We start from the raw sequence: 15,301 nt of genomic DNA on the forward strand, positions 1-15,301 counted from the left end.
TCCCCACTTTCCTTTTATTTATATTTCTATCGTACTTCTAAAGTTTTATTTTGTACTTGATAGCTATCAAGTTTTTCATCCTTCGTACGATAGCGTAATAAACGCATGCCATTGATAACTACTGCTAGAATACTTAATTCATGTACCAGCATACCGCTGGCCATGTGGATATATCCAAAAATCAATCCGATGAGGAGAAAAACCACCGTCCCCACTGCAATGATGATATTTCCCTTCATATTGGCTGTTGTTTTCTTTGTTAAACCAAAGGCGTGGATCAATTTTTTAAAATGAGAGTGCATTAGGATAATATCAGAGGTTTCCACTGCTATATCCGTCCCGCTTCCCATTGCAATTCCTCCATCAGCTAAAGCAATAGAAGGGCTGTCATTCACTCCATCTCCGATAAAAGCTACCGTTCTTCCTTCTTCTTGAAGCCGTTTTATAAAGCTGGACTTATCCTCTGGAAGGAAATCCCCATGAACCTCCGTTATACCCAATTCATTTCCCACTATCTCTGCCGTTGTCTGATTATCTCCTGTCAACATCACAAAACGCTTGATCCCCATTTGTTTTAAAATACGCAACGTTCTTTTTGCATCTGGCCGAACCTGGTCTTTGATACCAATCAGCAGTGTTAATTGACGATTGATTGCTACAAATACGGTAGAATTCCCTGACTGTTGAAGATAAAGTAAATCCTGTTTTGCCTGATTATTTATCCAAACAGCATGATTCTCCATGAAGGTCTGATTACCAATCATTATTTCCTCTGAACCGACGTGAGCAATAATTCCTTGTCCTTTCACAACCTCTGTTTTATCAATTTTTGCATATTCGGTTTTCCCCACATAATCTAAGATTGCTTGCCCCAATGGATGCTCTGATTCTCTCTCCACACTCGCAGCTAACCGAAGCGCTTCTTGCAAATCATCCGTATATGCTTTCGCTTCAGAAACTGCCGGTTTGCCACTCGTTAATGTTCCAGTTTTATCAAATACCATCGTATCTGCCTTGCTGAATGCAGCCATCAATTCCCCGCTCTTGATTAGAATGCCATTTTTTGCTCCATTGCCAATTCCGGCAACATTAGAGACCGGGACACCAATAACCAGCGCCCCCGGACATCCTAAAATTAAAATCGTAATTGCCAGATGGACATTCTGAAAAATCAAACCGACAATAAGCGCAAGCAGCAACACAATCGGCGTATAATATTTGGCAAACCGATCCATAAAACGTTCCGCTTCGGATTTATTATCCTGTGCTTCTTCCACGAGTTCAATAATTTTTCCAAAGGTCGTGTCTTCTCCAATTTTCTCCGCCTCTATCTTCAACGTACCATTTTCTAAAATTGTACCGGCAAACACTTTCTCTCCGGTTGTTTTTCCTGCTGTCATGGATTCACCTGTCACACTTGCTTCATTGATATAGCCTTTTCCTTCTTGAATAATACCATCCACAGGAATTTGCGCTCCTGTCTTAACAAGGAGCAAATCCCCTTTCGTTACGTCATCAATATTAATTTCTTCTATATTATCACCGTTGATTCGTAAAGCGCTGGCGGGAGCCATTTTGGTAAGTTCCCGAATAGCAGAGCGTGTTTTTTCCAATGTCTTTTGTTCCAATAACCCTCCGAACAAAAACAGGAAAATAACAATAGCAGCTTCACTGAATTCACCGATGATAAACGCTCCAGTAACAGCAATGGATACCAACAGTTCAATACTGATTACTTTTACTTTCAGTGCTTGGTACGCTTGGATAAATATCGGCGGAATCCCGATAATTGCAGCCATTGCCATTGCAAGTGAATATACCGGATTCCAATCAAATAAAAATTTTGAAATAAATGCTGTAATAATCAACATTCCGCAGATCAAGACAACGGGATGCTTATGTTTCATAAAGAAACTCTGCAGCTTCATTTTCTCTCCCCCTATCCGATTACACTGTCATTTTATCGTGAAAGAAAGAGAAAATAATTGATGCTTATCAAGATAGGAAAACTCATTTTGCAAAACGGTTATTTGTACAAATAAAAAAAGCATCCTCGAAAGATACTTTCTTTACATATACCGAAATAAATCCCAAACAGTGGGCTATTTTGAACATAAACCTACAAAATTCCTTTTGTTATCCTCGTTAATACTTTATGAAGCAAATCTAAACAAAAAAAGAGGACGACAGCTATCGTTACAAAAAATGCAGCCGAACGGAGAAATGCAAATGGAATAAAGCTGACCAGCCAGTTTCCAGCATAGTATATTAGCACAAATGCTATCGCAATCGTTACCAAGTAGGAGATAATAACACCGATTATTTGAACAGCATGAAGTTTTGAATAGGTTGCTTTCAGCTCTTTTCTGTTTTTCCAAAAATTAAAAGCGAATAGAACTATACTCAAAAAAGAAAATACACCTGCCAAGATTCTCCTCCTTTACTTTTATATTGTAAATCTCTTATTGCTTTTTCGTAGTAATCAACGTTTTCTATTTGCCATTATTAGAAATAGCACCATAATAATCCCAGTATAAATCATTATCCATAAAAATGGAAAGCCCGATAAATAGGTCAGGTTTTCTTCCTCCCATTGAAATAGCGGCTTCTGGGTAATCGTGGCCGGTGGAATAATCCATGTAATATATTTGAGAGATGCCGGTAAAGCATTCTCGATACCTAGTGCAGCAATGGAAAGAATGACCGTCAGTGCTAAACCGCCATAGGCATTGATGGCACTTTCCATCATTACGCTACTGAAAAAAGCGGCAATACAAATTCCGAGCGCAGCCAATAGGAGATGATTCACTATCGATACGAAGCCAACTGTCATGGATACAGAATCAGAAAATAGATGAAATATAATCGGATAAAGAAAGGCAAACACTGCCAATAGCAAGGCAATCAGCCAAACCGCTGCTAATTTTGCCAAGTAGTATCGATAGCTGCTTCTCAGATTTAAAACCAGCAGCTGTCTTTGTACTGGTGAATCCAGAGACAAGACGCTCATACATAACCAGGCAGAGACCACAAACAAAAACAATGCTGTAATCGCATAGCTATCGACAACCGGATTCGGCTTATACGTATAAAAAACAGCGATTAACACAATAAAGGTGGAGACCGGCGGAAAATATTTATGAGAACGGATATAATCATGCAAGCTGTATTTAATGACTTCTTTCAAATAAATCTCTCCTTCTATGTAAAACGAACAAACACATAGTTTGTTCTTCACTCCATTTTATAATCGATGTTTCCGACGTACTCAATGCTTCCCTGCAATTCAAGAATCCTGGACAGGAGCTGATCGCTATTTTCTGAATTCACATATAGCAGCAAGCTATTTTCTCTTCTTTCTTTATTTATTAATTCGTTCCATTCCTGCACATCTATATCCGTTAAACCCTTTACTTCAATCACCTTCACAGCATCTTTTTCCACAAGTTTTTCTTCTGTTAATTGCCCATCTTTTATGTAATAGGTTTGGTCAACAACCTCTTCAAAAATGGGAGCTTCATGATAGGTTAATAGAATGGCGGTTCCTTGTTCCTTTAATTCGTCTAGAATCAAAAGTAATTCCTGCTGCGCGGAAAAATCGAGCCCGGATAACGGTTCATCTAAAACTAACAGCTCTGGCTGCGGAAGAATGGCTTGAATAATACCTACCTTTTGGATATTCCCTTTAGACAACGTGCTAATTCGCCGGTCACTCCATTTATCCAATTGAAACCGATGCAATAACGACGAAATACGCTGTTTGAGCTCAGCCTCTGAAACATCGCCTATCCTTCCGGTATAGTGCAAATATTCATTTGGTGTAAAACGGAGATAGTTTGGAAACCTTTCTGGTACATACCCTATCCGGATATTCTTATCAGTATATACTACCTGCCCTGAATCCGGTCGTTCTACTCCTGCTGCCATACGTAAAAAGGTGCTCTTTCCACTGCCATTCCCACCTAAGACAGCAATGACCTCCTTTTCTTCCAAGCGAAGTGACATGTCGTATAAAATAGTTTTCTTCCCGTATTTTTTCTTGATACTCTTTAGCTCTACAAGCTGATTCATGTAATTCTCCTTGTCATATCATTTGGTATATACTGACATACTCAATTCTGCCTTTTTACAGTTCCTTCGCTAAATGATCTATGTTCAAAGGATATTATTATAGCTATTTATCATATTATATTTATTTATCTTACAATTAAATGTAAATGATAAATAGAAACTTCATTAAAGCCAGTTACACTGCGAAAAATTGATTATAAAATAACTCTCGATGATTTCCATAAAGCTGCTGAACGATTTACTGACTTAATTCCCTTTTTCCTGCCTCCATTTATTAAATTCTAGATATTCTCTAAAATGCTCTTTCGACACACCAGATTCCATTGCTTCTTTTACAATATTCACCCATTCACTATCTAATTCTGTTTCATGTATCGAGTTGTTTTCAATTATTAAATCTTTCACAGAAACCTCTAACACTTGGCTGATTTTCTCGATGAATTGGATGGAGGGGTTTGATTGAAGGTCTCGCTCGATGGAACTTAAATAGGATTTTGCTACTCCTGCCTTTTCAGCCAGTTCTGATAGCGACATTCGCTTTTCTTGACGTAATTGTTTGATTTTTTCACCAATCAAGTTATTCACCTGCTTTTTCTGAAAATTATATCATAATATTGCTGGGGAGTTCTATTATTAAAAATTAACAGTTTGTTCTCAGATAGAGGCTAAATATAATCAGAAGAAGAATAAATTAGATGAACAATCGTTCCGTTTTTAAAACAATTTAAGTTATTTAGATAACCGATATGATTAATTCATTTAAAAGGATTTATTTTTACATATAATCTTTCCATACAAATCTGTCGAAAAAACTCAAGTAACCCACTGCGGATTATACAATGTCTCCAAGCTTTGTGTTGTTTATCTTTATTCTCTGTAATAGACTTCAAGTGTCCTGTTAGTTGGGTTGCATTACTTGAAGTGAAGACTCTTGCTGATTTTTCATTTCCGTTATCGTCATGATTTCTCTTTTTATTTTACAGAATTGAAATGAAAATATACAACTCATCCGTTCATTCTCTTATGAAAACGCATAGCCTGCAGTTACATTTTTTCTGATATTTGGCTCATACTAACTAAAAAGGAGGTATTGGAATGAGCATAGATAAAGGAAAAAAGAAGAAGAAAAAGAATAAAGAAGAATTAAATGCCATGAAGGGCGGGAAAGAAAGGCATCGCAGAAATCGTTCTTAGGTTGGTGTATAAGAGGAAGGCTGAATCAAAGTTATTTCATCGCTGAGACTCCATCATATAACGAAAGCCTCCCTGAATTGAATTCCAGGGAGGCTTTCGTTATGAACTATTTACAAGTAAAAATCGAATACATAAATACCAGCCAGCTGCCTAATTCCAATCAATTCCCGCTCAAGAATTCACTTGGAATGGAGGTTAAATCAATTCCCCAAACTATTGGAACAAAATAATACACAGCTAAAATAATAATAATTGTTCCTACGATATTGACCCAGAATCCTGTTTTGATCATCTCAATAATTTTCAGTTTTCCTGTACCGAAAATAATGGCATTCGGCGGTGTTCCAACCGGTAGCATAAATGCACAGTTTGCTGCCAGTGCACATGGAATCATCAGCGCAAACGGATGAATGTTTAACGCAACCGCCAATGCTCCAACTACCGGCAAAATCATGGTCGCTGTTGCTGTATTGGAAGTAATCTCCGTCAGAGCCATAATCATCAAGGTTGCTGCAGCAATAACCACAAGAATATGGAAGCCGTCTAAAACAGTCAGCTGCTCCCCGAGCCAGTCAGATAAGCCTGTTTCTGTAAAACCAGCCGCAATTGCCAATCCGCCTCCAAACAGCAGGAGCACCCCCCATGGAATATCACGGGAATCCTTCCAAGATAAAATACGTTCCTCTTTTTTTGCTGGAATAGCAAATAATAATACTGCGGCTACAATTGCAATCATCCCATCAGAAATCCCTGGAACGTTAACAATGCTAAAATTTCCATCTGTCCAGAGGAAATCTCTTGTAATCCACATAAATGCAGCAAAAACAAACACTACTGCGACCATCTTCTCTTCATAGCCTGTTTTCCCCAGTTTACTTCGTTCACGCTGGATTAATTCTTTTCCGCCAGGCAGCTGCTTAATACTTGTTTTAAATGCAACCTTCCCTAAATATAACCATGTAAAGAAAAGCATAAAAACAACAACGGGAAAAGCAAACAGCATCCAGGTCGCAAAAGAAATATTTACACCAAATAATTCGTCCAGCTGCCCTGCCAGAATAATATTCGGAGGTGTTCCAATCAATGTTCCCAAACCGCCGATTGTTCCAGCGTAACCAATCCCAAAAATCAGGGATTTTTCAAACTTTGGTAATTCTTTTTCTTCCGGAGTTCCTTTTAACACACTTGCTACCTGTACTGTAATCGCCAGCCCCATTGGAACCATCATCATTACCGCAGCCGTATTGGAAACCCACATAGAAAGAAAACCGGTAGCTGCCATGAAACCAAGTAGAATTCGCTGTACACTTGTTCCAATTACCGCAATGATAAAAAGGGCAATACGCTTATGCAGATTCCACTTTTCCATGGCTGTGGCAATAAAAAATCCGCCTAAAAATAGAAAAATAATATCATTTCCATAGGCAGAAGCAACATCTCCGCCTTCCATCGCTCCCGTTATCGGGATTAATATCAATGGCAGGAGAGACGTAGCCGGGATAGGCAATGCCTCTGTGATCCACCATGTGGCTACCCATAATGTCGTAGCCAGAACAGCCTTTCCTTCGGCTGATAATCCTTCCGGCTGAAAAAATAACATCGTTAAAACGAATAAAAGCGGTCCTAAAATTAAACCGACGATTTGTGCCCTGGAATAAGGTTTCTTTGGAGGTTCGTCTCCTGAATCTTCAGGCTGCCCCTGAACCGTGCTGTCCTTTGCAGAAGTTTGTTTATGTTTTTCAACATCTTTTTCAGTAACATTTTTATGGAGAGCAAAAATATTTAATAGACTTTTTGTGCGTTTATGCTGCCTCCAAAGTTCGTTCCATGCCGATGTTACATAGTTCATCGTTCATACCCCTCTCTGAAAACGCTTACCAAAAATGGTTATTCTTATTTTCGTCTATTTACTATGGTTTGTATATATTTTTTAACTAATCGAAACTAGAAATACGTGTTCAAAAAGTTCGATAAATAGGACCAAGAAGTTCAAGGCGACGAGCTATTTACGAACGGACTTTCACAGGATGTGATGACTTCTGTGTTGTCCACAGGACGTGGACGTTCTTAACAGAAGTTCTTTCGTGCTTTATAATACGTGAGTAACGGTCTTGGTGGGGCGAGTAATCGCAGACCCCATCGGAAATAGCTCGTCAACGTAGAAATTCGCCGTGTCATTTTTATTGGACTTTTTGAACATCCTCTAGAAATGACGAAAATTGTTTTTTCCTGTTTGCGAGAGTCTATACTGCTGCAGCGGACGTCCGAAGCTATGGTAAATCACATTTTTTTCAAGCAATCTTTTTTCCTCAAAAAAACGTAAATATTTACGCAGGGATACATGGGAAATGTTTGCATGAGCACTTAAATCTGCCGCTGACAGCCAATCCTCATGCTCCATCATGACCGTTAATATATTTCGACATGTTTCTTTCGTGATTCCTTTTGGCAGATCCTCCGGTTTTAACACAACAGGCTGTTCATGCGGGTGAAATAAACGATCCACTTCTGATTGATGCACCTTTCCTTCCGTCACTCTTATGGTTTGCTGATAACGTAGGAGGGACGCCTGGAAACGTTCGAAGGTAAATGGCTTCAGCAGATAATCTACGACTCCGTAGCGGTAACCAGTCTGTAACGATTGCTGATCATTGGCGGATGTGATTAAAATAACGTCCACATTTATTTCTTCTGAACGGATTTGTTTTAATACATCCAGCCCATTTTTCTGCTGTAAATAAATATCGAGTAAAATCAAATCAACATCTGGGCGCCTTGCCAGCTCAATACCCTCCTCGACCGTTTCTACACTCCCTGTACAGCAAAATCCATCAATTTTTTCAATATACTTCTGATGAAATTTAGCAATAAGCGGTTCATCTTCAATAATAGCTATCCGTATCATTGTGAATTATTCCCCTCTTTGTCGTTCCATTCATATGGCATCGTAATTTGTAAACAAACGCCTGCACCAATCTCAGATTGAATATGATAATTTCCATTGCCTGCTTTAACTGCATTAATCATAATCGTCATCCCGTAGCCGCGGTTCAATCCTTTTGTCGAATAGCCTTTTTCCAGGATAAAAGGTAAATCCTCGACATCAAATCCTTCTCCATTATCACGGATTTCATAGAATAACGCTCCGTCAAAAACATCAAAAATCAATGTGACCTTTTTTTCTTCCTGACCGACCATCGCCTCGACTGCATTTTCCAGGCTGTTTCCAATAATCGTTATCCAGCGGTCAACAGCTGTTGGATCAGAAAGGCTCGGCCATTTATTTTCCCCTTGTATATCCACATCAATTTGAAGCTGTTCCAGGCGCTCCAATTTGGTCAATAAATATCCTGCAATGGCTACATCATCAATATGAGCGGAAATAATCCCTGTTTCCCGCTGATAGATCATGGAAAGGCTATCTACATATTCCGCGAGCTCTTCATAGGATTCGGTATAGACCATTGCTCCGATAATATGAAGCTTATTCATAAACTCATGCGTCTGCATCCGTAACGTATGGGCATAGGACTCTACTCCAGAAAGCTTCTTCATCATGGCGTCCAGCTCATTTCGATCCCGGAAAGTGACAAGTGCCCCGACATTATGTTTATCCACTTGAAAGGAAACACTGTTCGTGATCATTTCTAACTCACCGAAGCGGACAGCTTTATCATAAACGGCCTTTTCCCCGTTTACGAATACTTCCAGTGACAGTTCAGGCCAGATCTCACTTATTTTTTGTCCAATAATATTCCCATGAAGCCCGGCGCGCTCCAGCATTATTTCCGCGGATGGATTCGCAATAATGATGTAACCGTCTGCATTAATAGCGATAACTCCTTCACTTACGCTGTCAAGCATTGCTTCCCGTTCCTCTATCAGATAGGCAATCTCCTGAGGCTCCAGGTTAAATAAGGTTTTCTTCAGCCTCCTTGCTAAAAGGTAAGAGCCTGCTAAACCGAGAAGAAGACTTACAGCTGTTCCGTAAATGGTTATCTTTACACTATCCCATACAGCCTGATTAATAACCTCTGTGGAAATCCCTACAGAAATAGCTCCGATCTGCATACCATCTTGATCATAAACCGGTTCAAAAGCGCGCATCGACGGTCCTAAAGTGCCAACTGCCTCAGACGTATAGCTTTTTCCTTCAAACACATTCTCAATATCCCCGCCGACAAAATGTTCTCCAATCCGCTCCGGAACAGGATGCATCAGCCGGATCCCTTCCATATTCATCAACACAATATATTGCAGATTATTATTCTCGCGAACCTCGGCTGCAATAGTGCGGAGCTCGTCATCTGCCTCCCCTTCTGCAAGCGCATCCGCAACGATAGGCATTCGGGCAAAATGACTTGCACTCAAGCTCGCTTTATCAGCAAGCGCTTCCTTTGTTCCTGTTGCTTGATTATATCCAATAAGCAGTCCTGTAACAAGCAGCGTCAGGCAGATTAATCCGCTGGTGAACAGCAGCATTTGAAGCATGAAGGGCATGTCTTTTTTCCGCATACCAGCTCGTCCTCCTCCCTGTTCAGTCAAACTGCTTCTTTTTTTACAATTGTATAATTTTTATTCATATCAAGGAGTGCAGCTTTGCCAGCACACTCCATAACTGTCCGTATATTTTAAAATAATAACACAGATTCCGTAGCTATATAAGTTGATATAAAGATTTTAGCTTCTAGTAATCACTCCAACTTTTTATATACTCCCTCTTTTTACTAACATTTTTACCTGTTTTCTTTCTTATCCCTAAAAAAATCCAGATAACCTTCACATACAATAAAGCGTATGTAAAGACCATCCAGATTTACAAAATCGATAGTAATATGAACAAACTCAATGGTCACGCAAAATCAAATAATCTAACAGCTGATAAAAGAAAGCAATATCCGGCAGCGTTGCTAACTCTTTTCTGGCTGCCATATAATGTCTCCACATTTCCTTCTGCGCCTCTTCCTTGCCAAGGATGGACACAAAGGTCGAGCTGTTATTCCGCTCGTCTCTTCCCGGCTGTTTGCCCAACAGCTTCGCATCCCCTGTTATATCTAATAAATCATCTTTGATTTGAAAGGCAATGCCTGCGTGGTACGCGAAACGCTGGACTGCCTGTTTCCGCTCGTCCGATTCTCCAGCCATAATCATCGGCATCATCAGGGCCGCTTCAAAACCAAAGGAGGTCTTATAAACCGATAATTCTCTCAGCTCATCCAGCGTTAATTGCTTTCCTTTTGCCTGCAGATCCAAAAATTGTCCCTGACACATGTTTTGGGTGGTCCGGGTGGAATAAGCAATAAGCTCCAGCAGCCTGCCAGGTTCTTGATGTTTGATTACAGCCTGCTCTTCTACAGCGCGCTGTGTTAACCAAAGTCCAGTCAGCTCCGCCGTCGCATGATTATATTTCTCATGCAGCGTCTGCTTGCCTCTTCTTTCGGGTGCATTATCCTGTGACGGCAAATCATCAAAAATAAGCGAGGCGGTATGCATATATTCTATTGATTTTACTAAGGGCAGGACCAAATGGTCTGGAAGACGAAGCCCTTCTTTTGCCAGAACCCACGTCATCATCGGGCGTAAACGCTTGGCATTGCCTGACAGGCTGTCGTTTGCCGCTTCTTCTAATGAATTTTTCGCTGACTCAAAGGGAAGCTGTTCTTCTACTTGTTCTTTGATTTCTTTCATTTTCGATACAAACTGGTTCTTTAATTGCTGATTTTGTTTTAATGTATCTAAAAATTGATCACGGATCCATTTATCAAAGAATGCTACGTTGTGCGTACGATGTACTGTTTTCTCTAAAGCTTTGTCAAAATTCGGATCAAAGGAAAACTGCTGCATCAATTTCTGATAGCGTTCTTTTCCCAATCTTGCCTTTAGCCGTTTTAAACCGTTTATTGCCCTGTCCAAAATAACATCTCTTATCTCCGGCTTTCCCGGATAGAGCTTATGAATAAAATAATAAATAACAGACCAATACATGGCAAAGGGATTGATTAAATTAGAATTCTGTTCACGATACGTCACAAAATACGTATACGGCGTGACATTCCTATTCGCCAGGTCTTCATCTAAATCTGTTAAATCATCCGCAAGCTGATTATACATCCCGTAATGAAACATATTTGCTTCGATGTTCTCGACCTCTGAAAAAGGCTTAAACGAACGGATAATCAGTCTGGAGGAAGCCGATTTTAAAATAACAGATGTATACAGGTCTTCATTGGTATACCTGTCATTATCCAAATGCTTTTGCCTGTCCAGTTCCTGTGCTTCGAAAAATAAATACGCATTTTCCAGGAAAAGCTGTCTATTCTCCTCCGGCTGGCAGGACTTTAAATAATGAAATGCTTCCGACAGCTCCTGATGCACAGCAGAAATGAATTCCCAATGATTCTTCTGCCAATCGTCAGCTTTTACTGGAAGCACCTCCCCTGTGAATAACGTCTGCCGGATAAAATAAGCGAAAGTCTTCTTCTCCGATGCCGTTAACATATCCGCATCCAGCACATCATCAATCAGCGGATAGGTCAATCCATAATAATATCCTGTACGAACAGCCTGATCTAACAGCTGCCTCCTCCGATCTTTGGACAGTTCTCCATCCAATTCTTCCAATTCATGCATAACGACACCAGCAATAATCTTCATTATTTTTCGTTTCGCTTCGTTTTTATCCAAACCATCCGGAAGTATCGCGGAGACACGTTTAAGTTTATCCGACACCCAGAAGAATACTTCTTCCAGCGATTCTTTTTGTGCCATTTGGTAAAGCTCTGTCAGATGGAACGGCACTCGCTGCTCCTTCTGATTCAAGTAATTTTTGACGCCTTCTGTGACAGCAGTTATTCTGTTCTGCATTGCTTCAGAGGTAATATCCCTTCCCAGGTCACGAAAATAAATGTACGAAATACTTCGATGCAAATAAGCATCAAGCTGGCCTGATTTCGCTAAATAAGAAATAAATAATTTGCTTGGCTGCTGCTTCCAATGATCTATATTTACCCATGTTTTCTTTTTATCTTGTTGATATTGATGAAGCGTCTCTATCAAGGCTGACGCAAAATTCTCTTCTTGTATTTGAGCCTGCAGCGTTTGAAAATATGCTTTTGCCTGCTCCTGCTTTGTCTGAAAATAATCTTTGTCCATCTGCATGTTCCGTCCTCATTTTTTTGTTAAGTAATTAAGTATACCACGATGTTCCGTACACAATAATGATGCAAGTAAAACTTAACAAAATCTTTACATTTGTTAAAAATATGCCGTTTACCTGACCTAAAAATCCCAAGTAAAACGGCATATTTTTTTAAGAGGTTATTCAAAAAGCCCGTTAAAAAATACTTTTTGAATACACACTTTAACTTATTTCTATTCATTTCGTTTATGCTCTATGAAAAATCTTTTTTGCTATTTCCATACAAACCACAGCGGCAGCTGCCAGTCCTGTTGCAATTCCCCATTCCTGGAAACCAAAGGAAGCAGGTATATTAAACACCTCTCTTGCAAAAGGAAGCAGCGTTATCCCATATAAAGCAAACCCGATTACAACTGCTCCTATCACATATTTATTAGAGAAGAAGCCAATTTTAATCGATGTCTGTGTATTCGAACGTGCAGCAAAGGTCTGCAGGGTACGTGACATAATCAACGTCGTAAATGCCATCGCCACACCCATTTCATTGGAATGGGACAAACCAATATAGAAAGAAATAACAACAGCAGCAGCAATTAAAATCCCTCTTGTCAAAACAGTCCGCAGCGTACCGCCGGCAAATATACCTTCGTTAACCGGACGCGGTTTCCGCTTCATCACGCCTGCCTCTGATTTTTCCACACCTAACGCAATTGCAGGCAGCGAGTCATTGACTAAATTAATAAACAAGAGCTGCAACGCTGTAAATGGATTCGGCAGATTGAAGATAACAGCATACAGAATCGCGAGGATGGCTCCAAGATTCCCGGCAAATAAATAACCGATTGCTTTTTTAATATTATCAAATACGGTTCTCCCGACCTGAACAGCATTAACAATAGATACAAAATTATCATCGGTCAGAATCATTGCCGACGAATCCTTGGATACATCCGTTCCGCTTCCCATCGCAATACCGATATCCGCCTGTTTTAAAGCAGGAGCGTCATTCACTCCGTCACCCGTCATGGCTGTTACAGCACCTCTTTGCTGCCAGGCTCGGACAATTCTTATTTTATTTTCAGGTGATACGCGGGCGTAAACGGAAATCTGCTCAATTTTGTCCTCTAATTCTTCCTCTGACATCTTATCGAGATCTTTTCCTGTGATTGCAATATCATCATTTTCCATTAAGCCGATATCCCGCCCAATTGCCTGGGCAGTAGTTTTATGATCGCCGGTAATCATAATGGTCCGGATCCCGGCTGCTTTTGCTTCTTCAATCGATCCGTACACCGCTTCCCTTGGCGGGTCCATCATCGCAGTCAGCCCGACTAACACAAAATCCCGCTCATCCTCATACGTAATATCTGTCTGATTATCAGGCAAGCGTTTATAACCATAAGCCAATACGCGCAGAGCCTGGTTGGAGAAGTCTTCATTGGCTCCTTCAAACCGCTCCAGCAAATCATCGGTCAATGGCTGTTCCTCACCATCGAGCAGCACATGACTTGCGCGATGAAACATTACATCTGGACCGCCCTTGGCAAATAACAGACGTTCCCCGTCCATATGGTGAACAGTGGACATCAGCTTGCGGTCAGAATCAAAGGGCAGTTCTGCTTCCCGTGGATATTTTTTTCGTAATTCCTGATAACTGTGCGCATGTTTATCCGCAAATTGAATTAAAGCAACCTCCGTCGGATCGCCAATCTCTTGGTTCTCCTGATTAATATACGAATCATTACAAAGGGCTGCAATATAGACAAGAAATCTCTCGGACTTATCCCATTCATCCGGATTCTCCGGTAAACGTTCATTTTTATGAAAAGGGATAAAATCATCGGTAACGGTCATTTTATTTTGGGTCAGTGTCCCTGTTTTGTCTGTACAAATAATCCGTGTAGATCCAAGCGTCTCTACAGCTGGCAGCTTACGAATAATGGCATGCTGCTTTGCCATTTTATTTGTGCCGACAGATAAGACAATAGTAACAATCGATTGCAAAGCCTCAGGGATAGCAGCAACTGCGATAGCTACCGAGAACATCAGCGCATTTAATAATGCAGTGGTTGTATCTGCCTCACTGTCGCCAAACCAGATACGAGCTGCCTGAACAGCAAAAATAGCAATACATAAAATCAAAATGCCGACACCGAGCTTCTTGCTGAAGCTGTTTAATTTCTGTTGTAACGGCGTTTCTTTCTGCTCTGCAGTAGAAAGCATATCGGCAATTTTACCGACCTCTGTTTGGTTTCCTGTACCGGTAACTACAAAGGTTCCCCGTCCATAAACAACCAAAGAGCTGCTGTACACCATATTTAGTCTGTCTCCTAAAGCAGCCTCGTCCTCAATGATATCGGTGTTCTTTTCTACCGCCTCCGATTCGCCGGTAAGCATTCCTTCATTTACTCGTAAAGAGCCGCTTTCCAGCATACGTCCATCCGCAGGTATATAGTCTCCCGCTTCTAAGTAGACAATATCACCGGGAACAAGCTCTTTGGCAGCGATTGTTTTTTCGGTTCCATCCCGCATCACATTCGCATCAGGGGCAGACATATCCCGTAATGCCTCCAGCGAGCTTTCCGCTTTTCTCGTCTGTACCACGCTGATTACCGAGTTAATCAGCAGAACCAAAAAGATAATAATGGATTCTACCCATTCTCCAATCAATATTTGTACTGCAGCCGCCGCTAACAGGACAATAACCATCGGATCTTTGAAGGTCTCTAAAAAAAGCTTCCACGTCGGTACTTTTTCTTTATCCGCTATCTCATTATATCCGTATTGATCCAGTCTGGATGCTGCTTCTTCGGTTGATAGCCCCTGTTGGGAAGCCTCTAATTCTTCCAAAACATCTGCAGCTTTTTTTTGATACATTTCCATTTTCAAAATCTCCCT

General features: G+C 40.5%; 10 protein-coding genes. All 10 read right to left on the reverse strand.

Features of this window, described 5'->3' with window-relative positions; genetic code table 11:
• Nucleotides 1-26 precede the first annotated feature (26 nt).
• The 10 genes from ACZSMY_RS10845 to ACZSMY_RS10890 all read right to left on the reverse strand — a co-directional run bounded on the left by ACZSMY_RS10845 (nucleotide 27) and on the right by ACZSMY_RS10890 (nucleotide 15,286).
• On the reverse strand, nucleotides 27-1,928 hold the full coding sequence (locus ACZSMY_RS10845) for a heavy metal translocating P-type ATPase (protein ID WP_341173144.1): 1,902 nt from the start codon (nucleotides 1,926-1,928) through the stop codon (nucleotides 27-29).
• A gap of 191 nt (nucleotides 1,929-2,119) precedes the next feature.
• The gene (locus ACZSMY_RS10850; protein ID WP_212928778.1) at nucleotides 2,120-2,428 is read right to left on the reverse strand and encodes a hypothetical protein; all 309 of its coding nucleotides are present in this window, start codon (nucleotides 2,426-2,428) and stop codon (nucleotides 2,120-2,122) included.
• Between the two features lie 54 nt (nucleotides 2,429-2,482).
• Complete coding sequence (locus ACZSMY_RS10855) at nucleotides 2,483-3,187, reverse strand: ABC transporter permease (protein ID WP_212928777.1); 705 nt, start codon at nucleotides 3,185-3,187, stop codon at nucleotides 2,483-2,485.
• A 47-nt stretch (nucleotides 3,188-3,234) separates the two neighbouring features.
• Nucleotides 3,235-4,071, reverse strand: coding sequence for an ABC transporter ATP-binding protein (locus ACZSMY_RS10860; RefSeq protein WP_193063613.1), 837 nt, complete (start codon nucleotides 4,069-4,071; stop codon nucleotides 3,235-3,237).
• A 246-nt stretch (nucleotides 4,072-4,317) separates the two neighbouring features.
• Entirely contained in the window at nucleotides 4,318-4,647 is a 330-nt protein-coding gene (locus ACZSMY_RS10865; RefSeq protein WP_212928776.1) for a helix-turn-helix domain-containing protein, read from the reverse strand.
• Between the two features lie 778 nt (nucleotides 4,648-5,425).
• Nucleotides 5,426-7,114 carry an SLC13 family permease gene (locus ACZSMY_RS10870; protein WP_193063609.1) on the reverse strand — a complete coding sequence of 563 codons (1,689 nt, stop codon included), beginning with the start codon at nucleotides 7,112-7,114 and terminating at the stop codon, nucleotides 5,426-5,428.
• A gap of 354 nt (nucleotides 7,115-7,468) precedes the next feature.
• The gene (locus tag ACZSMY_RS10875; RefSeq protein WP_193063607.1) at nucleotides 7,469-8,170 is read right to left on the reverse strand and encodes a response regulator; all 702 of its coding nucleotides are present in this window, start codon (nucleotides 8,168-8,170) and stop codon (nucleotides 7,469-7,471) included.
• Nucleotides 8,167-9,780, reverse strand: a complete 1,614-nt coding sequence (locus ACZSMY_RS10880) for an ATP-binding protein (RefSeq protein ID WP_465147779.1) — start codon at nucleotides 9,778-9,780, stop codon at nucleotides 8,167-8,169. The genes ACZSMY_RS10875 and ACZSMY_RS10880 overlap by 4 nt, the downstream gene beginning before the upstream one ends.
• A gap of 330 nt (nucleotides 9,781-10,110) precedes the next feature.
• Entirely contained in the window at nucleotides 10,111-12,423 is a 2,313-nt protein-coding gene (locus tag ACZSMY_RS10885; RefSeq protein WP_341173145.1) for a polyprenyl synthetase family protein, read from the reverse strand.
• 226 nt (nucleotides 12,424-12,649) lie between these two features.
• The gene (locus tag ACZSMY_RS10890) at nucleotides 12,650-15,286 is read right to left on the reverse strand and encodes a cation-translocating P-type ATPase (protein ID WP_193063602.1); all 2,637 of its coding nucleotides are present in this window, start codon (nucleotides 15,284-15,286) and stop codon (nucleotides 12,650-12,652) included.
• Nucleotides 15,287-15,301 lie beyond the last annotated feature (15 nt).

The sequence above is a fragment of the Oceanobacillus sp. B139/18 genome (assembly GCF_055524595.1).